Here is a 19524-nt window from a genome sequence, read left to right as displayed (position 1 = left end):
CAATAGAATGCTGTGGTTGGGTGCAATCTCGGTATGATCCAATCTAAAAAAAGCCTATAAATACCAAGGCTTTTTCATTAGGGAGAAATCATTTTATCTGAGTCGTTTATAGTGGAATCTGACATGGTGTCACCATCCTTAGGCAGACATTTAACAAGTTTTTCGTCATAGAAGTTCCTGACAAATGAAAGCCAATCACCCCTGCATTTGTTGAGGATCAAAGGCAGTAATTGAATTTTTTTTAACATCCTTTGGTCGCCTTTGAAATGGAACGCTTTTTTTTCAATCTTCCTATCACTAACAATAACACCGGGAGCAGAAAACAAATGGTTAAGGAAAATGGCGTCCACGCTTTTGAAGTAAAGTTTCGACTATGTACTGTATCTGGATGTGTAATGATGGAGAATGCAAAAATTAAAAATGCTAATGGGAAGTGAAGAATTTTGTGATTTTTTAATCCTAGTACTTGAGCTAACCCCAGAGAGAGTCCATAATAACAAATCGTTAGCTTGAAATACACGGAAAGAATCCAAATGATGGCTACAATGACTTCAATACGTTCAAAAAAATTACCAACACTCAACAACTTTCCTAATCTATAAGAAGGATTTTTTTGTAGGGCGGTAATATCAGTACCCAGTACGAGGATACTGAAAATAATCACCAAGAATAGAACGATGCCTCCTAATAATGTTCCTCGATATAAGTTTTTTTTCATTTCATCCTTTTCATTTACATATGGCATGATCATTAAAAAGAAAACGAGCTGTACATACGGGAGTGCTAAAGTTTGATATGATCCCTTAATAATTGGTTTCATGCCTTCTTCAAAAATAGGTTGTATATTTTCTATTTTGATATCAGAGATAAGAAGTAAAAATAACATGAAAAGCAGAAATACTATCCAAGGAAAAAAGATCAATGCAGTTCGGCTGATGACTTCTAATCCTAACCGTACACCGATTATGCATGTCAATAAAAAAAGAACCATAATCATTTCGATAGGTGTTCCAACCAAAATTTGTGTCGTTGAAAAACTCCCTATTTCATACAATAAAGCAGACGAAAGATACAAAATATAAAAAAGAAAGAGCAATGCCGAGGTTTTCCCAACCCATTTCCCCAATATTTTTTCATTAGCTTCGACATAAGTCTTAGATGGATAAATAGAGGCTAATTTATTATATAAGAAAACAAAACACAAACTGATGAGCGTAGTTATGATATAGGAAATCCAGGCATCCTGCTTCGCTATCTTAACAAGTAGAGCAGGTACATTAAGTATCGAACCTCCTATCGTAAATATGATGACCAATATAAGAAATTCTCCGGAGCTAATTTTTCCTTTCTCGAGCATGATAAGTAAACCCCCTAAGACAGAATCCGTTCCATGAAAGATGTGAAGGGATCATAAAATTTTGTTATCCAGTCTAAGGGATTAGGAATGGTAATATTTTTGATTAATAAAATACTCAACGTCATGCCAACTAAAAGCAATAGAATATAAACGGAGATTTCCCTCCAGCATTTATTTTTAATAAGTTGAGGTAATTCGAAATATGAAATAACAGCTCCAGTAAACACTGTTCCAATCATTGCCCACATTGTTTGTACTCCTCGATTTCTTTTTGAAGGATTCTGGTTATAATCTTTGGTCACATTCACTTCCAAAGCTCGAATTGCTGCTCCCACAGCCAGTTAGACATATAATAAGTAAGATGAATGTTACGGTTATGGTTTCACCTTGGATGCAAATATATCCATTTAAATAAAATAATTTGTAATGAAATAAAGGGCATGTTTTGAAAAAAGATTATTCAAAACATGCCCTTCTTATATTTAATAGAATTCCCCTAACTGCGCCTTTGCGGGATCTGAAAAGGCTAGTTATCGGGAAACGCCGCATCCTCATACCCCCGGTATCATTTCTGAAACAACAGTCGTCATTTTTGGAACCCACCACAACCAAAAATAGTTTATTGTGAAACGAGGAGAGTAAACAGGTTATTTCATTTTAGGAACAAGTATGAGGTATGAATATGGAATTGAAAAATCAAATCATTTATATAAGTAAAAAAGTATTGAACAGTATTAAGAATTTCAAATTCAATTTTGAGACTAATTTTTTTATCTTTGATAAAGAGCTAAATGTTTTATACTCAAAAAGTAATTTTGAAAAAAAAGATTTACGTAAATTGATTATTAAAGATTCTGTTGAAAATAATGCATTTGTTTTAAGTTCATTGCAAAATACTACTGTAAAAACTAAAAATCAAATCTTCGGGAAGGATTTTAGTGTTATTTCTTCCCCGATTCATGAAATTAAAAATAAGGAATTGCAAGGATATGTAGGTATAATCACAAAGGATGATAGTGAAGAATTCAAAATGATTTCTGAGATGCTAGCAAATCAAATCTCCTACGAGTTACATGTGCATCGTGAGAAATTATTAATTGAAGATATAATAAAAACAAATACATCATCTATAATCACCAGGGAACAACAACATGAAGTTGAATTGCAAATAATAAAGAATATAACTCAAGGTCTCAAAGATAAAGAAATAGCTGATAATCTGCATATTAGTGTTTCTACAGTTAGGAACTACGTAAATAAAATGTTTGAGGAATTAAATATAACTTCAAGATCACAATTAATCAGCATGTACTATGAAAATAAATTGTATGATATTCTTAATGAAATAAAGATAAATAACCGCTATTTTTAGTACTTATAGGAGGAGTTATGATTAGTAGAGTCAGAATTTTTTATACACTAGGGGTTATATCATTAATTGGTGCTGCACTATTCCCAGTAGGATATGTAAAATCTTTCAATATATTTATCTCGTTGTTTATTTTAGGTATATTACTTATCTTAATCGCTCAAATTCAAAAAAAGAAAAATAAATGATGAAGGCCCTTTAAGTCTAAACTCTTGAGAGACCTTCATTATTTACCTATAAGTTGATACTATTTACTACTTGATGTTATCCTGCAAAACACTAATATTATAGAGCTAGCCCATATAAGAGCTTATATGGGCATTCACAGTAGCCATCATGAGCATCATAATTCTACACACATATATAACAATCAAAAAACAGCAGTAAAAACACCAATAAATTTAATCCCATTTCTTTTCAACGAAATGGGATTTTTTATGCTTACCCGAAATATGTTACCTATTGTATAAGAGGGATAAAGCTTTTATTATGTTAAAATTTAAAGGAATGATTATTGCGCTTGATAAAAAAGGAACTACATGTAATATTTAAGCTTCATGCGAACTTGGATCATTTGTTTATGCTTTCAGTTCAGGAAATTTCATGAGAAGTTTAAATAATAAAGTAAATAAATCGGAGGCGATTAATGTGTTGGTAGTTACCACAGAAAAAATTGAAGGGTACAAAATTGTAGAGGTAAAAGGGCCTGCCTTCGGTCTAATTGTAAGAAGCAGAGGGATTGGCGGCGATATCATGGCAGGGTTAAAATCCCTGGTAGGCGGAGAAATCAAGCAATATACAGCGATGCTTGAAGATTCAAGAAAAGAAGCTATGGACCGTATGATAAAAAATGCCAATGAAATGGGTGCAAACGCAATTATAATGATGAGATATGATTCTGGGGAAATCGGTACAAATATGAGCGAAATTGTTGCATATGGAACCGCCGTCATTGTGGAGAAAATATAATGAAATTCATCATAGGGTACTATATATTACAAATTATTATAGTTATCTTATGTATTTTACTTGGATACTTTATCTATGATAAACGGTTTAAACGTAATCACGGTGTAAAAGTTCCTGATGGATTTCAATCGACAGATGAAATAAATATAGACCCCGTGACAGGAGAAAAAACAAGGGTGTATTATAATCCTGATACGGGTGAACGCTTTTATAAAAAAGAAAAATAATTAAAAAGCCACGTTTTTACAATTAAAACCCCTTGTAACCATACAAGGGGTTTTGATAACGACATTATTTTTCCATTACAGGCTTATAGTGCCCTGGTATGTTTTGGGCTGAAATGGCCAATCGGTTCCAGCCATTGATGGTGATGATTATGGTAACGAGATCGATATATTGTTTTTCATCAAAATGAAGGCGGACCCTCTCATACAGTTCATCAGGTACACCGTTTGCAGAAATGGCCGTGACCGCTTCCGTCAATTCCAGCGCTGCCCTTTCCGAATCAGAATAGAATGGTGTTTCACGCCAAGCACTCAAACAGTAAATTCTTTGTTCCGTTTCACCCATTGCCCGGGCATCCTTTGTATGCATATCCAAGCAGTACGCACAGCCATTGATTTGAGACGCGCGAATTTTAATCAATTCGATTAATGTGCTATCGATTTCCGTTGTTTTCTTGTACTCCTCCAAACCCATCATTAATTTGACCACTTCACGATTTGTCTTCATGTAGTTAATCCGTTGTTCCATGTCTATCTCCTCCATAATCTTTTTAGGTTCCACTTATAAGACAAAATAGAGGTTTGATTTGTGACATCCAAAAAAAAAGACCCCTCAATCTATCACAGGAATATGATTTAATTTATCGGGATTGGAAACAATGAAGATTTTGCGGATATTTTTTTGTTTTGGATCTAATTCAAAGCAGATGACTTTGATAGGCTTTCCTTCTTTCATTTGCAAAATTCCTTCCTGGCCATTGACCATCACCGGAAGAAGTTCTCCTATGAAGCCTCCTTTAGCAGAAACGCCTTTAAGAAAGGAGGATACGCGCTGTTTGGTTACAATTGGATTTAATGCAGAAAGCACTTTTCCTCCGCCGTCAGTAACAAGGACAACATCTTCTGTAAGGAGATCCAAAAACTCCTCAAAGTTTCCTGTCGCAGATGCTTTTATGAATTTTTTTGCCAAAATATCGACATGTTTCGTATCCTCCGGATGGACGGGCCTATCATTCTGTAATTTCCGCTTAGCCCGGCTGTAAATCTTTCTGCAGTTCACTTCATTCTTTTCCAGCATCTCGGCAATATCTTCATAGCTATAAGTGAATGCTTCTCTAAGCACGAACACCGCTCTTTCAACAGGTGACAGCTGTTCCAGCAAAACGAGGAAGGCATAAGCAACCGTTTCATCCGTTACAACCTTATCTAAAGGCTGCTCTGTTTCGTTTACCCGAGGTTCAGGCAGCCAGGGCCCTGTGTAAACCTCTCTTCTCTTACGGGCTGAATTTAAAAAATTGAGACAGCGATTTGTCGTCATTTTCGCAAGATATGCTTTCATGTCCTTAATTTGTTCAGTATCAAGCTTAAGCTGCAGGAATAAATCATGAACGATATCTTCTGCATCGGTAACCGATCCAAGCATCCGGTATGCGATGGAAAAAAGAAAAGGTTGATATGTCTTATATAATGTATCCAACTCCACTTACTTCACCTATTTTCTATCAAATTCGTTTATCGAGAACTTTTTGACCCTTTCCATAACTATTCTCTAAACCAATCATTTATCCTTCTTCACCTCGTTTAAAGCAGTAATTCAAACAACATAAAAAAGAGCAGCAAAAGAGCTGCTTCCTTCGTTCTTTTTAAGGTTTTAGTATCTGATGAAATCCGCTATTAATATAAACACAGCACCTATTACAATCCAGATCAATAACAAGGGCCAGAAGAACTTCACCCATTCTTGATATTTGATTTTAGAGACTGCCAAGCTTCCCATAAGCATGGCAGAGGTAGGGAGAATGCAGTTTGATAGACCATCTCCCAACTGATAAGTAAGGATGGTCGTTTGTCTCGTAACACCAATCAGGTCGGAAAGCGGTGTCAAAATCGGCATGGTCGTTGCTGCCATACCCGTTCCTGAAGTAATGAACACATTCATGATGGTCTGAAATACATACATGCCAAGAACTTGGATCGAACTAGGCAAATGGCCTACTGTTGCTGCAAGTCCATTTACAACTGAATCGATAACATGTCCTTGCTCTAACACTACGACTACACCTTTTGCCAGACCAACAATAAAAGCACCGAATGTAATATCCCTTGCCCCCTGTACAAACTCGCTGGCAATTTTACTCGGACCATATTTAGATAAAAACCCAACAACAACACCTAAAGATAAGAAAAATGCAGCTAATTCTTCCATCCACCAGCCTTTTTCGGAAACACCCCAAATCAAGAAGCAAAATCCTATCAACACGACAATAATCGTTAAGTAATGTCTAGGCTTCATGGAGGATAAAGAGGATATATCCAAATTCTCATGCTTTTCTTCTTTTTCCAAGTCATACACAATACCGTCTAGTGGATTATTCTTCACTTTTTTTGCATATCTAATGATATAAATGCTCGTGACAATCAGTAAAACCACCAAAATGATTCCACGTAACCACATCCCGGAAAACATCGGAACTTCTGCAATGGCTTGAGCGATTCCTACATTGAAAGGATTAAGAAGTCCAGCTGTAAAGCCGACAGCTGCGCCGAGCATCACCATGGCAGTTCCAGTCAATGCATCATAGCCTAATGACCTTGCAATCGCAATGCCAATAGGTACAAATGCCATGACTTCTGCTGACATTCCAATCGTGAATCCGCCGATTGAAAATAGAGTTAAAAAAATGGGAATGATGACGATTCCTTGGTTCATGAAAGTCTTTCCAACCCTTGCAGCCACGGCTTCAATCGTACCTGTGGAATTAATGATTTGAAATACTCCACCGACAATGAAAATAAAGAAAACTGTGTCACTTGCATCTATTAGGCCATGAACAATTGCTAAAGGAACCTCGAATATACCAATGGGGTTGTTCTCTACAGAATGATAAGAGTTTTCTACTACTACCGTATTACCAGTTTTTTTATCTTCCACTCTGTCAAACTCACCTGCGGGCACTAAATAGCTTAATGCAGCTGCAAATAGGATCATACAAATAATAATTACAAATGTGTGTGGCATTTTTATTTTACTTTTTTTAAATGGGGGTTCACTTTTTATTTTTTCAGCACTCACTTTACTCATTTTTCATACCACCTTTTACATTATTTTCACCTGGATCCCCCGCAAAACGGAATCTTCCCTTATCTTCATTTACATGATTTATTAGCTTTCCACCCTTCGAATTCTTCCCGAATTTCTTGAAGAAGCTGAGGGTTCATACATACTTCGTATGCTGTCATCGCTAAAGCCTTTGCTGCTTTATTTAATCCAATCATTCCCCTCTCTGAAGCTGCAGCTTGTACAAACTCTGGAGTATGGGTAATTGCGTCATCCGTTATTTTGATGTACGGATGAATCGTCGCAGTTACTTGTCCAACATTACCAATATCCGATGAACCGATTCCTCCTTTTGCAGGCGGGTCACATACAACCTCCCCTAACATCTCTAGATTATCTTTAAATAAGGCGGCTAATGCTTTATTATTATTTCGTTCAGCATATATCAGGCCTTCGGTTAACTCGATCCTGGCACCTATGGCTTCTGTCGCATGACGAGCTGCAGCATATACTTTCTCACGAACAACATTTAACTCTTCCACAGTGCTTGCCCTCAGTAAAAATTCAGCCTCGCAATAGGCAGGAACTACATTCGTTGCATCCCCGCCCTTTGTTATGATTCCATGGATTCTCACATCATCTTTAAAGAACTGACGTAAAGAATTGACGGCAACAAAAGTATTAATGACTGCATCAAGAGCACTTATTCCTTTTTCGGGAGAAGAAGACGCATGTGATGCTTTACCATAAAACTTAAAAGATGCATCCACACATGCCAGTCCGCCACGCAATACCATTGACTGTTTTTGCGGATGACACATCATAGCTACATCCACATCATCGAAAATGCCATCCTCGACCATCACAATTTTCCCTCCGCCTTCCTCTTCCGCAGGTGTCCCCAATACGACGATTTTCCCCGGAAGGTCAGGATGAGCATCTTTCAGTGCCAATGCCGCTCCAATGGCTGATGTTCCAATAATATTATGGCCACATCCATGGCCTAGTCCTGCCAGTGCATCATATTCAGCTAAAATGGCAATCGTTGGACCACCAGGATGCCCCTCCCATGTTGCCCTGAATGAAGTTTCTAAATTTGCGACCCCTTTTTCTATCGAGAAGCCGGCCTTCTTTAAAGGCTCTATCAACCATTTCACTGCCTGGTATTCATGGAAACTAAGTTCTGGATGAGCATGAATGTTCAATGCAAGCTCACGTAATTGAGCATCTCGGGCATCAACTGCCATTTGAATCGATTTCTTTCCTTCAGCAACATGTATTGACATAAATATACAACCTCCGAAAAATTCAGAAAATTAAATGTTTCTTTTTAAATATTACGTTCACTTTAATGATAAGTAAAATTAAGGTTTTTTTATGAAACTAAAGAATTTTTTTATAGTTTAAAAAGTAACATCTATGAATATTTATAAAATTATTAAAATTTCCGAATACAAAAAGGGGGTTAGGCGTGGTATCATTTTGAACCAGCATGGAGCTTTAACGGGATTAACTCTTTGGGGATCCCCATAGTTTCAAAACAAGAATTAGTTATAATCCATGATTTTTTACTATTTTATATGGGGTAAAGTCAGGAAAATGCGGATTTACAACATTAAGGATAATGAAAGGTAAAAAAGCCTAATTTCTCACTAAAATTCTGAGAAATTAGGCTAAGACTAAATTAGAGGTGAAATTAGAGTTAATTGAGGCTCAATTAACTAGTCAAAAGAAAGAAAAAAAGGGCTGCTATCAAAGTTTTTGAATGAACTAGGTCAAGTAGCTCCCCACCGTTCAACAGGATTCCTTCTTATGCCCCCCTTTTTGGACAAATATCTTACCATTCTCTGTTAAAATGGTGCACCCAATTTCGGATACTCATTTATCAAGGTGCTTCATACCATACGATATCATCAAACATTTTTACAACCCGCGGTATGAAGCCTTCTTCATAATCTTCCGGATATTGAACTATCGCATAGTAAACGCGGTCGCCATGTTGAAAAACCGACACTGTACCCAATAATAAATAATTACTGCCCTTCTGACTAATGTCAAATTCGACCTCAGACCAATCAAATCGGTTAGGCGCATTATCAGATCGCTGTTCAATCTCAAAGCCGTTGCTTATCACAACTTCCCTCGCAAACTCTGCCTGTTCTTCTATTGTCGCATTCGTACCCTCACTTTTGGAAAATATCTGAACTTTGGCATCCTCATTTCTCTTGCCTGCAAAATTTGCAAAAACAATCATTGCATCTCCTTCACCAGAACTAGCCTCTTCAACAACCATGTCATCCACGATGTAGGTTGAAAATCCCAATGCCTGACTATGATGAAGCGTGAATTGGAATGATTCTTCCGTACCTTCTAATATGATCATATCCGTTTTCGTATTTGGCCGATCTTTTGTCGGATCATCGACCGATTCACCTGGAGGATCTTCATCTTGCCCGTCGGTTTGCTTAGGATTATCATTTGGCTTTTCTGAAATTGGTGGAGATTCCTTATTTTCCTCCTGGACTCCTTTACAAGCACTAAGTCCTGTTACCAAAAAAACGGCTGCCAAAATCAACAATATCTTTTTCATTGGAACCCTCTTTTCATGTGTTTTAACAAATTATTATACGGTCCCATATGTAAAAAAGTTACACTATGCTTCTTTGCAAGTATCAAACTTTATAGACTTAAAAAAGATCGATACTCCACTCTTTCCGAAAAGAAAAAATATAAGAAATCGTGCATTTGGCTTTATTTTTTATATTATGAAATTGATTCATTTACTAATTTCAAGGAAAAACTACTTATTAAGTTAATAAGTATCATTTCACAATAAGGCATTATTTAATATCCCTTTTTTCTATAACAAAGACGCTTTCCAGTTCAGGGAAAGCGTCCGATAAAGTAGTAATCAAAATATGCAAAGTTAGTTGATTTCATTTGCTTTACCCAATAAGGTAGTGAACACAATTGGTTTTCCATCCCTAAATTCGAATTGTACAGTTACTCCTTAAACATCAAAAATTGTTCTAATACATCGTTTTCACCAGTTAACGCTTCACGCATCCGTAAGCCATCGACATTAATACGGGCTTGCCGAAAATAATCTTCCCTAATTGAGACCAGGAATCCTTTGATGCGTCCATATCTTTATTTAACTAAACTACCCGATAGATAGTTTGAATAAGGAGTACTTTTTAAAACCAATTTGAATGTATGATAATCTAAAGAATCGCACGTTCAAAAGGCCGCCAATTGGCGGCCTTCATAACTTCCCTTGCCTTATAATACTAATTGAAAAATAAATGTCTATGTATCGTTTATGGTTAAGATCCAATGCTATGTTCTACTGCAGTATCCCAACTAGGAAAATAATACAAAGCATTTTTCATTAACTCCGGATCTGACTTCTTTACCTCTTTCTTTCGAGGTGGCTTCCCTTCTTTTTCTACTAATTGAGAAATTTGATTCACGACTTCTTCAACACTCATATTTACTTCCATCTCTGTTCCCTCCTTCTTTCTGTTATTTATATATTTTCCTAATTGATGAAAAATAATACAATTTTTCTTAAACTAAACTACCAGTTTAGTTTAAGAAGGGTATTTTTTTATCTAATTTGAATGTATGATAATTGAAATGATCGTACAGACAAAAAGCCAACGAAATCGTTGGCTTTTTGTCTAAATAATTCACAAATGCTTTATCAAGTTATCGTTAGATTCACCTATGGTTAATGTTAAATACTTTCTAGAGGTAATAAGATTAATAAACGAAAAACATAAGGAAACCGAAGCAATAATAAATACCATTACTATGCTATATCGCTGGCCCATTATCCAAATATTATTTATTTTATTATAGGGATACAGGTTATTTTCTTTAGTGCGCTCTTTATTTTTAAAATTTTTAGTAACTCAAAAGATGTAAAAAATTAATACAAATCAACGACACAAGAAATAGACTACTTTAAGCTTTTAGGGGTCTATATTGTTTTACCTCTCATCTTATAGCCTTCAAACTGGCGTAGAACATGTCGGCAACCATACCTTGCGAAAAACGTTTGGCTATTGGTTTTACAAGGCGACCAAAGATATTGCCATGCTGCAACGGATTCTGCATCATTCTCATCCATGTAATAAGCATAGGGAGCCCTCCTCGGCGCTCTTTCCCCGCAGGAGTCTCGTACCTTCCATTCCAATCAGCTGGAACGTTTTTTATAAAAAAAACTGTAGGCAAACTCGCTTTTCTTCGAGTTTGTCTACAGTCTGGAGGGTCCGAATGCTCTAATCCCAAACCATGATTTTAAAGGTAGACTTGGTTATCCTTCATGTTTTACTTTTTTTATGGAGTCTAACCCTAACTAGATTGAAGAAATTTGCGATACTCCTGCCGAATAGCTGGCTAGCCGAGACCCCACAGGCGCTTGCGCCGAGGAGGCTTGGCAGACAGTCGGCGGAAAGGGAGCGGATTTCTGAAATCAAGCTGGAACGTTTTTTATAAAAAAAACTGTAGGCAAACTCGCTTTTCTTCGAGTTTGTCTACAGTATGAAAGGAGAACAATCAATATAACCTTTTAGCAATATAGCTTTTTAATTTCACTCACAAACTTGGAAACACTGGCTAATTGTAAAGATGATTGCCGGTATAACATCCATGTTCTTCTTTTTATCTCTTCACCATTTTTTAAGATCAAATCATGGGAAAACAAATCATCACTTTTTTGCAAAAAAACACGAGGAATAATGGCATACCCTAGCCCTCTTCTTACCATTTCCCTGCATGTCTCATAGCTGTCCACTTGCATCATTACCAGAGGAGGCGATGTAAACCTTTCATTCCACCAATAATCAATACCTTTTTCAGAGGGAATTTGCGATATATTTCTATATTTCAGTAAAACATTCGGTTCTTTACGATTAATCATCGGAAAATCTGGAAGGCTATCAACAAGTATCTCATCTTTTGAAATGATGCATATATTTTCTTCCTCAAGAAGAAACTTTTCATCGAGCCACTCATAATCGCCTTTTACAATCGCAACATCAATCTCACCTTGCATAAGCAATTCCATCATTTCCGTACTGAAGCCCGTATCAACATTTAAATGGACCATTGGACAATTAACCATGTACTCTTCCAAAATGGAAGGCAGGTTATAAAGTCCGAAATGGCTGCTTATACCTAATTTCAAACTACCCTTCGTTTCACTTCCCATACTCAATAAATACTCTTTTGTTTGACGTAAATCTATGAGCATTTTGTTTGCATAGCTTACCAAATATTCTCCAGCAGGAGTCATTTTAATATTTTTCCCATTTTTAGCTAGTATTTCAGTCTGGAATTCCTTTTCAATTTGTCTTACGCGGTACGTTAATGCGGGTTGGGTCATGTAAAGTCGCTCTGCAGCTTTTGTCAGATTCTGGTCTTTATATAAATATTGTAAAATTAAACAATCTTTTTCATCCATACGATTTCCCCACCCTTAATAGTTTCGCAGCCTAATAATCAACGGTTTCAGCGATCCTCTATCATTCTATGTAAAGCGATATGCTGCTCCCCCTTCCTTCATATCAGCTCAGGAGTAAGTCCAGGATTTTGCTTAAATCGGTTTTCATGATGAGCTTCAATCGTTTGCAAGAAGCTTTGCATGGAGTTTGTCATATAAGCATCTTTACGGTGAATGAAGACTGTCGAGATATTGCGGTATTCTTCCGGAATTGCATGTACGTGCACTTTTTCATTGGCTGTAAGGTGATTTACCGCTGATTGTGGTACGAGGGTAATGCCAAGGCCGAGTGTTACGCTGGTTAAGATCGTTTCCAATACATTGAACTCCATGATCCTTTTGGGCATCAATTCTTCTTCTTTAAGCCATTGTTCCAGTTTAGAGCGATAGCCACAACCCTGACTGAATACTAAAAATGGTTCTGTTATAATTTCTTCAAGGTTAAATGTTTCATTTCTTGTAACTAATACTAGTTTTTCTGTACATACATCGTATGGCTGAATGAGCGGATGTTTAATTGGTCCTGTAACAAAAGCGCCATCCAGCCTATGTTCAATGACATCTTTAATTAGGTCTTCTGTTAACCCCGCCTTTATGGATAAATCGACATTTGGATACTGTTTATGATATGAGGCTAGAATCTTGGGAAGATCGCTGACCGTTTCAACTGTACCGATGTTCAATATCCCTGTAGGTGTTTCACTATCCAGGAATACCTGCTTGAGTTCTTCCACATCAAGCAAAATTTTGTTTACATACTCCAGCATTTTTCTGGCCTCTGCAGTTAAAGACATGCCACGTTTATGTCGATTGAATAAAGGCGTCCGTAACTCCTGCTCTAAATGCTTAATCCTCGCCGTTACATTGGATTGGACGTAATTCAACTCAACAGCCGCCTTACTTACGCTTCCATATTTAGCGACGCACTGGAATATTTGCAAATCTCGCATTTCCATGAAAGTGACCCCCTTTCTCAACTATCATTAATAATGATGATTATATTCATTTTAAGTCATTTTACATGATAATGACTTTATCATAAGGTGTGTATAGGAATTTAATCAATCATTATTTTTGAGGGGAAGCTTTTATGAAAAAAAATCAAGTTTTAATCGGTGCACTTTTATGTTTGACAGCCAGCATTTCTTGGGGAGCGATGTTTCCAGTTGCAGAAAGGGCCTTGATGTATATTGATCCTTTTTATTTCTCTTTTTTGCGATATTTAGCTGTTAGCGTAATTTTAGGGATATTGCTTTTAATTAAAGAGGGGAAGGAGTCATTTAAGCTGGAAGGGAAAGGAAAGAAATTATTATTTTTTGGAACGATGGCGTTCACTGTATACAACTTTCTCATTTTCGCAGGTCAAGACTTACTGGGACATAACGGGGTAATTGTTGCTTCCATCATGGAATCATTAATGCCCATGATTTCAATTTTAATAATATGGGTTTTCAAAAATGCGAGACCCATGAAATATACCATCGCCAGCATGTTCCTTGCCTTGATAGGGGCCATTCTTGTCATTACCAACGGCAACTTATCCTTCGTAGTTTTATTGAAAGATAGCATCATCCCTATCCTTTTCATTCTTATCGGGGTTATAGGGTGGGTTATTTATACGATGGGCGGCAACCAATTCAATGGATGGTCAACACTCCGCTATTCGACTTTAACGTGCATTTTAGGAACAACAGTATCAGCAATCATAACATTCCTCGCAACTGCAATGGGCCTGTCTGTCCCTACAGCAGAGGTTATGCAATCCATTTATGGCGAAATGATTTTCATGATTATTTTCCCCGGTGCCATTGCCCTTTTAAGCTGGAATTTAGGCATTAAACTTTTAACGCCGATCAATGGAATCCTATTTATCAATCTGGTTCCAATAACCACGTTGGTCATCGTTTTTATCCAAGGAAAATCACTATCATCATTCGAATTACTCGGAACTTTTTTAGTCATATATGCATTGATTCAAAACAATTATTATCAAAGAAAAAACTTGCCTTCCCAAGTTGAGAAATTGAATCCAAGGAAATTGAAAAGAATCATTTAATTAAAGGTACAAAACATCAATAGGAGGGCAACGATGGATTTATTAACGCTTATGCTAATCTTTGGATTAGCTGTACTGTGGGAATTGGCCACGATTAATAAGAATGTGAAAAAGATGAATGAGCAAAATGCAGAATTAATTAATCTATATCATAATAGAAGTAAAAGAATTAAGTAAAATAGACTTTTGGCGATACAACGCAAAAAAGCCTTTCATTTAGAGAGGCTTTTTTGCACTTTGATTCGTTATTGGATGATCGTACTATTCACCAAGCTTCTTCCGGATATCCGCTGCTACATTCTTTAACGCCTTTTTTGATCCCCGTTCAAGGTCCCGGTCCAATTTCCTTTCTTTATAACTGACAAATAAAGAATTGAGATCATAGCCTTCAGGATATAAATCGACGGCCTTTATTTCAAGCTCGAGCCTATTGGCATGAACCTCCTTGAAGGTATCTTCGAAAAGAACGGTGACATTATTGTATGAATCTTTTTTCTTATAAACGATCGCATATCCGTCCAGTTCGCTTACCTTTACTTTGTCGCCGACTTCATATTCATATGATGCTTCCTTTGGAATCGCCGTTGGCTTCGCTTTTTTGATTTTACCTTCCTGGACACGCTCCAAGTCATAGTCTTTATTATCGATATAGAGCTTTGCCTTTTGCAAAACCTTTTCACGAACATTCATCTTTTTCGCGATCCACAGGGCATTGCTTTCCCCGGATTGCCCGATCAACAGCTTATACTTTGGCTCAAGTGTTTCACTATTGAACTGCATGGCCGCATTCATGAAATCACTGTGTATTTCCGAATAGCGCTTGATTTCACCATAATGGGTCGTCGCAACGGTTATGCAGCCCCTCTGATAAAATTCCTCAAGGATGGCAATCGCTAAAGCAGCACCTTCATTCGGTTCCGTTCCGCTCCCGATTTCATCGAACAGCAGCAAGGAGTTATTGGTTATTGCCCCCATGATTTCCGAGATGTTTTTCATATGCGATGAAAACGTGCTCAGCGCATTTTCAATACTTTGATTGTCACCGATGTCGACGAATACCTGATCGAAGACGGCAAGCTCCGTCCCCTCTTTTCCGGCAACATGAAGCCCTGACATGACGGCCAACGTAAGGATGCCGATCGTTTTCAGGACGACTGTTTTCCCCCCGGCATTTGGACCAGTAATGATCAAGCTGCGATAATCCTTACCGATCTCAAAATCCAAAGGTACACTGTCTTGTGGCAAAAGAGGATGTTTACAGCCTTTTAACTGAATATAACCATGATCATTGATTTTCGGTTCGATGGCATCCATGCTTTTACTGAACTTGGCTTTTGCGAAGATCATGTCATATTGACTGATTAGCTCGATATTGATCTTGATCGGTTTCAGCTGCTCGAAAACCGTCCCAGATAATGTGGCCAAAAGTTGATACTCTTCCATCGATTCTTCCGCTTTTAAACTAGCCAATTCTACATTCAACTTCGTTACAGAGGCAGGTTCAATGAACACGGTAGCCCCTTTTGCAGAAACTTCCACGATCGTTCCGGCCACCTGATTTTTATAAGAGGCTTTGATCGGGATTGTATAGCGATCATCTTTTTTGCTGATGAAAAACTCCTGAATGAACTCTTTATTGGCCCCGCTCTTCAAGAACTTATTCAACCGTTCCTCTATTTTACTTTCCGTCTTGATGATTTGGTTCCGAATCCGTTTCAGATCCTTGCTGGCTTCGGAAACGACGATATTTCCCTTTATGGTAAATTGGATTTCTTCTTCAATGCTCCTGAATTCAGTCATGGAGCGGGCGTAGGAATGCAGGGTAGGTGCAAAGAACTCTTTATCGGTCATGAATTTCTTGATATTCCTGCAGCCTCTTAAGAAGTCTGCTATCGCCACCAACTCAGTGGGCTCCAAAATCATTCCCTTTTCCAGTTTGTCGATATGGTAGCCCACATGGGAAATACCCTTTAAGGGAATATGGCTTTCTGCATTTAGCAAATTCCTTGCCTCCGTCGTCTCGCTTAACCGATTTTTAACAACGTTCAAAATGCTGCTTGGCTTTAACTGATCCAATAATGCTTTTCCTAAACCACTTACACAATGGTTTTTCACCATTTCTTTCAGTTGTATATATTGTAGTTTTTCATATGTCATCAAATTCATATCATGATCCTCCTTGAATGAGTGTGCGATTTTCCTTAAATCCAAAAAATGCCCGCAAAAGTCCCCCTACCTTTACAAATGAACAAGCCATTTGAGTAGAAAGCTCCTGCGGGCACGGCCTTATCGATAGATAAGTACCTAAAATCGATAACAAATTGGGCAGCTCGAATAGACCTGCGTACACAAAAAAGCATGATAGGACAAATCCCACCATGCTTTTCGTCGTAACACCTACATGTTACACGATTTATGGAAAAGGAAGCAGTCTTAAGGTAGGTATTCACAATGCAGAATTGCACTGTAAAAAAAGGCATACTTAATCCACTGACCAATCAGTGATTAAATACCTTATTCAACTAAATTAGTTGATACCTACTCCCGACATAAAACACCACACCTTTTCTTAGATTGGTATTAACATACCATATAAGTAATAAATAGTCAATATTTTTTCGTATTTTATATTGGCATGTAAATCGTATGTATAATTTATTTAGAATTTAAAAGAGGTGATGCAAACGGAAATTCCCAAGAAAACAAAAACCGCCACGCAGCATTTCCAGAGCTAACTAAACGTTATTGCAATAATGCTTCAGTAACACCCCTTTTCAGTGTCTGAATATTTACTTTAAAATTGGGGTATGTTATCCTTATATTAACATAAACTGAAAACAGCCCCATGCGCTAACATGAGGCTGACAACTAGCAAGAGTGGTTGGTCACAACTAACTTAATTAATCGTCAGAAGAAGAACCATTGCCATCTTGGGAGGATGAGTGGTTCTTTTTCCGTTTCTTGGCGAACACAGACAGGATAAGACTGGTTGCTACAGCAACAAATATCTCTTTCCCCATATCTGTAATTAAGTTCAATAAGAAATGAATCATGCGGTCACCTCCTTCCCCATCTATAATTAGATGGAAAAGCAAAACTGTGACCACCACTCTATCCTCAGTTGTCCCTCTATTTTATCATATATTTCCCTTAATGGTAATTTTATGAAAATAAAACATGATTAAAAGTGCAGCTAACATTTGACGCCTGTTAAGTCATTAAAAATAGGGGATTATCCATTGGATAATCCCCTTTTCGGTTTAAGCTTCATCACTCATTATGAGAGGGACTGTTTTCCCTTCATTCACGTTGATCAATCCATGGTCGGTTATTTTCAGAGCCGGGCTGACAGGAAGCGATAAGGTGCTTAATGACATGATGACATTATAATGTTCGTAGCCTAACGATTTAAGTACATCTGTCAGGTGCTGAACCTGCCTTGATACGATGTCCATTGGCTCTTCGGAAAGAATCCCTCCTACCGGAAGAGGAATCATGGATAGGACCTTGCCATCTTCAACGCAGCAGACTCCGCCTTGCTTCCTTATTACTTCGTTAGCGGCGATCAGCATATCCTGCTTATTATGGCCGATCACCAAAAGATTATGGTTATCATGCGAATAGGTGGTGGCGACAGCTCCCCGCTTCAAAACATCCCCGGCGATCAACCCGTGCGCCCTGTTACCGTTTTTCCCGTACCGTTCGAATGTGGCGATTAAACCGTATGGGCTTTCTTCCCAGCATAATTCACCATTCTTCCCATTTAAGCTATCATGGGTTTCAGTCGTGAAAGTGGAACCATTCTGCACGTTGATGATCCGGCATTTGATGTGTTCATGATTATCTGAGATTGGGATGTTAAAATCGTTTTCAGTAAGTTCCGCAAGCTTCACACTTTGATAGAAATGCTCAGGAAATTGTCTTTCCTTCACTTCTTGCACATATGGACGTGAAGATTCATAAACGAGCTCACCTTTTTTGTATACTTGTTCAATATCAAATGTTTCCAAGTTGGATACAAGAAGGAAATCTGCTGTTTTTCCAGGTGTAATGGCGCCGCGGTCATACATCCTCATCCGCTGTGCAGGTGTATAGGTGCATGCATAAATGGCTTTTTCCGGAGTCATCCCCATTTGAATCGCCTTCTTTAAAAGGACATTCAAATGTCCTCTGTTTTGGAAAGAGTCGGTCATGACATCATCGGTGACAAAGCAGAAATGCTCATCCACCTGCTTTTCCTTCAAGTAATTTATCACTTCTTCAGTCATTGATTTTTCTTGAATCTCAATGAACATTCCGGCACCGATCCGCGCGTCCATCCCTTCCACAGTCTGGTGTGTATGATCTGAATTCACTCCGGCATAAACAATCTTCTGCAGGTCCAAGTCGAGCAGCTTTGGAACGTGCCCCTCAATGATCAGATCTGGATAACGGGAACGGATATGGGACAAGATCCGATTCGTTTTGCAATCCGGGTCGGTTATGACCTCATAGTAATTCATGATTTCGCCGAGACATTTAATGTCTTCCGTTTGCATCAATTCATCTATATCATCTATTTCTATAGCACCGCCTGTTGTTTCCATCGATGTCGCAGGAACGGAACTCGGGATGGCATAAAACATATCCGCTACGCAATCTTTACTTGCTTTGATCATTTCCTTCACACCGGAAATTCCGAAAACATTGGCCATTTCATGCGGTTCCGGCACGATCGTCGTCACGCCATTTTTGATTAACCCGTAGGAAAAAGTCGCAGGCGTCACCATCGTACTTTCAATGTGGAGATGGATATCGATCAGACCTGGAACCATATACTTCCCCTGTCCATCGACGATTCTATCCGGCTCGAAGGCATCCAATTCCCGTTCTCCTATATAATAGAACTTTCCATCCTTGATGGCTGCATTCCCTTTAATGAATCTTTTAAAATAGCTGTTAAACACGTTGATATCTCTTACAAGCATATCCATTCGCATAAC

General features: G+C 37.8%; 17 protein-coding genes and 1 pseudogene. 6 read left to right on the top strand and 12 right to left on the bottom strand.

Features of this window, described 5'->3' with window-relative positions; all coding sequences use genetic code 11:
* Positions 1–241: 241 nt before the first annotated feature.
* On the bottom strand, positions 242–1357 hold the full coding sequence (locus tag BS1321_RS17270) for a GerAB/ArcD/ProY family transporter (protein ID WP_063235138.1): 1116 nt from the start codon (positions 1355–1357) through the stop codon (positions 242–244).
* A 682-nt stretch (positions 1358–2039) separates the two neighbouring features.
* Between BS1321_RS17270 and BS1321_RS17260 the strand changes: the two genes are divergently transcribed.
* The 3 genes from BS1321_RS17260 (at position 2040) to BS1321_RS17250 (ending at position 3922) form a co-directional block, all read left to right on the top strand.
* Positions 2040–2729 carry a response regulator transcription factor gene (locus BS1321_RS17260; protein WP_063235136.1) on the top strand — a complete coding sequence of 230 codons (690 nt, stop codon included), beginning with the start codon at positions 2040–2042 and terminating at the stop codon, positions 2727–2729.
* Between the two features lie 645 nt (positions 2730–3374).
* Positions 3375–3695: a YbjQ family protein gene (locus tag BS1321_RS17255; RefSeq protein ID WP_034304199.1), complete on the top strand. Its 321-nt coding sequence runs from the start codon at positions 3375–3377 to the stop codon at positions 3693–3695.
* On the top strand, positions 3695–3922 hold the full coding sequence (locus tag BS1321_RS17250) for a hypothetical protein (protein ID WP_034304201.1): 228 nt from the start codon (positions 3695–3697) through the stop codon (positions 3920–3922). The genes BS1321_RS17255 and BS1321_RS17250 overlap by 1 nt, the downstream gene beginning before the upstream one ends.
* 64 nt (positions 3923–3986) lie before the next feature.
* Here BS1321_RS17250 and BS1321_RS17245 read toward each other — a convergent pair whose 3' ends face one another.
* From BS1321_RS17245 to BS1321_RS27885, 6 genes are all read right to left on the bottom strand, one after another.
* Positions 3987–4448, bottom strand: a complete 462-nt coding sequence (locus BS1321_RS17245) for a carboxymuconolactone decarboxylase family protein (protein WP_063235135.1) — start codon at positions 4446–4448, stop codon at positions 3987–3989.
* Between the two features lie 84 nt (positions 4449–4532).
* The gene (locus BS1321_RS17240; protein WP_063235134.1) at positions 4533–5402 is read right to left on the bottom strand and encodes an RNA polymerase sigma-70 factor; all 870 of its coding nucleotides are present in this window, start codon (positions 5400–5402) and stop codon (positions 4533–4535) included.
* Between the two features lie 168 nt (positions 5403–5570).
* Complete coding sequence (locus BS1321_RS17235) at positions 5571–7001, bottom strand: YfcC family protein (RefSeq protein WP_063235133.1); 1431 nt, start codon at positions 6999–7001, stop codon at positions 5571–5573.
* Positions 7002–7066: 65 nt separating this feature from the next.
* Complete coding sequence (locus BS1321_RS17230) at positions 7067–8263, bottom strand: M20 family metallopeptidase (protein ID WP_063235132.1); 1197 nt, start codon at positions 8261–8263, stop codon at positions 7067–7069.
* A gap of 599 nt (positions 8264–8862) precedes the next feature.
* Positions 8863–9567, bottom strand: coding sequence for a hypothetical protein (locus BS1321_RS17225; RefSeq protein ID WP_063235131.1), 705 nt, complete (start codon positions 9565–9567; stop codon positions 8863–8865).
* A 736-nt stretch (positions 9568–10303) separates the two neighbouring features.
* Positions 10304–10480, bottom strand: coding sequence for a hypothetical protein (locus BS1321_RS27885; RefSeq protein WP_169803986.1), 177 nt, complete (start codon positions 10478–10480; stop codon positions 10304–10306).
* A gap of 520 nt (positions 10481–11000) precedes the next feature.
* Between BS1321_RS27885 and BS1321_RS17220 the strand changes: the two are divergent.
* A pseudogene (locus tag BS1321_RS17220) lies at positions 11001–11111 on the top strand (site-specific integrase); the annotation flags it as partial.
* Between the two features lie 442 nt (positions 11112–11553).
* Here the strand turns inward: BS1321_RS17220 and BS1321_RS17210 are convergent.
* Positions 11554–12447 (bottom strand): LysR family transcriptional regulator, encoded by an 894-nt coding sequence (locus tag BS1321_RS17210; RefSeq protein ID WP_063235129.1) that lies wholly within the window; start codon positions 12445–12447, stop codon positions 11554–11556.
* Between the two features lie 98 nt (positions 12448–12545).
* Positions 12546–13442, bottom strand: a complete 897-nt coding sequence (locus BS1321_RS17205; RefSeq protein ID WP_063235128.1) for a LysR family transcriptional regulator — start codon at positions 13440–13442, stop codon at positions 12546–12548.
* 134 nt (positions 13443–13576) lie between these two features.
* Here BS1321_RS17205 and BS1321_RS17200 point away from each other — a divergent pair, with 134 nt between their 5' ends.
* Both BS1321_RS17200 and BS1321_RS27880 read left to right on the top strand, forming a co-directional pair.
* Positions 13577–14542 carry a DMT family transporter gene (locus BS1321_RS17200; RefSeq protein WP_063235127.1) on the top strand — a complete coding sequence of 322 codons (966 nt, stop codon included), beginning with the start codon at positions 13577–13579 and terminating at the stop codon, positions 14540–14542.
* Between the two features lie 33 nt (positions 14543–14575).
* The gene (locus tag BS1321_RS27880) at positions 14576–14719 is read left to right on the top strand and encodes a hypothetical protein (protein ID WP_169803985.1); all 144 of its coding nucleotides are present in this window, start codon (positions 14576–14578) and stop codon (positions 14717–14719) included.
* A gap of 84 nt (positions 14720–14803) precedes the next feature.
* Here BS1321_RS27880 and BS1321_RS17195 read toward each other — a convergent pair whose 3' ends face one another.
* From BS1321_RS17195 to BS1321_RS17190, 3 genes are all read right to left on the bottom strand, one after another.
* Complete coding sequence (locus BS1321_RS17195; protein ID WP_063235126.1) at positions 14804–16708, bottom strand: endonuclease MutS2; 1905 nt, start codon at positions 16706–16708, stop codon at positions 14804–14806.
* A 734-nt stretch (positions 16709–17442) separates the two neighbouring features.
* Positions 17443–17595: a hypothetical protein gene (locus BS1321_RS27555; RefSeq protein WP_155726505.1), complete on the bottom strand. Its 153-nt coding sequence runs from the start codon at positions 17593–17595 to the stop codon at positions 17443–17445.
* Positions 17596–17802: 207 nt separating this feature from the next.
* On the bottom strand, positions 17803–19521 hold the full coding sequence (locus BS1321_RS17190; RefSeq protein ID WP_063235125.1) for an adenine deaminase C-terminal domain-containing protein: 1719 nt from the start codon (positions 19519–19521) through the stop codon (positions 17803–17805).
* Between the last annotated feature and the right edge of the window lie 3 nt (positions 19522–19524).

This window comes from Peribacillus simplex NBRC 15720 = DSM 1321 (assembly GCF_002243645.1).
In the GTDB taxonomy this organism is placed as follows: domain Bacteria; phylum Bacillota; class Bacilli; order Bacillales; family DSM-1321; genus Peribacillus; species Peribacillus simplex.
This window is presented reverse-complemented; position numbering and strand designations above follow the sequence as displayed.

Coding starts and splice junctions, on each gene's coding strand:
- BS1321_RS17190 (WP_063235125.1), bottom strand. CDS start 19,521: ATGCGAATGGATATGCTTGTAAGAGATATCAACGTGTTTAACAGCTAT.
- BS1321_RS17200 (WP_063235127.1), top strand. CDS start 13,577: ATGAAAAAAAATCAAGTTTTAATCGGTGCACTTTTATGTTTGACAGCC.
- BS1321_RS17270 (WP_063235138.1), bottom strand. CDS start 1,357: ATGCTCGAGAAAGGAAAAATTAGCTCCGGAGAATTTCTTATATTGGTC.
- BS1321_RS17230 (WP_063235132.1), bottom strand. CDS start 8,263: ATGTCAATACATGTTGCTGAAGGAAAGAAATCGATTCAAATGGCAGTT.
- BS1321_RS17205 (WP_063235128.1), bottom strand. CDS start 13,442: ATGGAAATGCGAGATTTGCAAATATTCCAGTGCGTCGCTAAATATGGA.
- BS1321_RS17225 (WP_063235131.1), bottom strand. CDS start 9,567: ATGAAAAAGATATTGTTGATTTTGGCAGCCGTTTTTTTGGTAACAGGA.
- BS1321_RS17210 (WP_063235129.1), bottom strand. CDS start 12,447: ATGGATGAAAAAGATTGTTTAATTTTACAATATTTATATAAAGACCAG.
- BS1321_RS17250 (WP_034304201.1), top strand. CDS start 3,695: ATGAAATTCATCATAGGGTACTATATATTACAAATTATTATAGTTATC.
- BS1321_RS27880 (WP_169803985.1), top strand. CDS start 14,576: ATGGATTTATTAACGCTTATGCTAATCTTTGGATTAGCTGTACTGTGG.
- BS1321_RS27885 (WP_169803986.1), bottom strand. CDS start 10,480: ATGGAAGTAAATATGAGTGTTGAAGAAGTCGTGAATCAAATTTCTCAA.
- BS1321_RS27555 (WP_155726505.1), bottom strand. CDS start 17,595: ATGATTCATTTCTTATTGAACTTAATTACAGATATGGGGAAAGAGATA.
- BS1321_RS17195 (WP_063235126.1), bottom strand. CDS start 16,708: ATGAATTTGATGACATATGAAAAACTACAATATATACAACTGAAAGAA.
- BS1321_RS17245 (WP_063235135.1), bottom strand. CDS start 4,448: ATGGAACAACGGATTAACTACATGAAGACAAATCGTGAAGTGGTCAAA.
- BS1321_RS17260 (WP_063235136.1), top strand. CDS start 2,040: ATGGAATTGAAAAATCAAATCATTTATATAAGTAAAAAAGTATTGAAC.
- BS1321_RS17235 (WP_063235133.1), bottom strand. CDS start 7,001: ATGAGTAAAGTGAGTGCTGAAAAAATAAAAAGTGAACCCCCATTTAAA.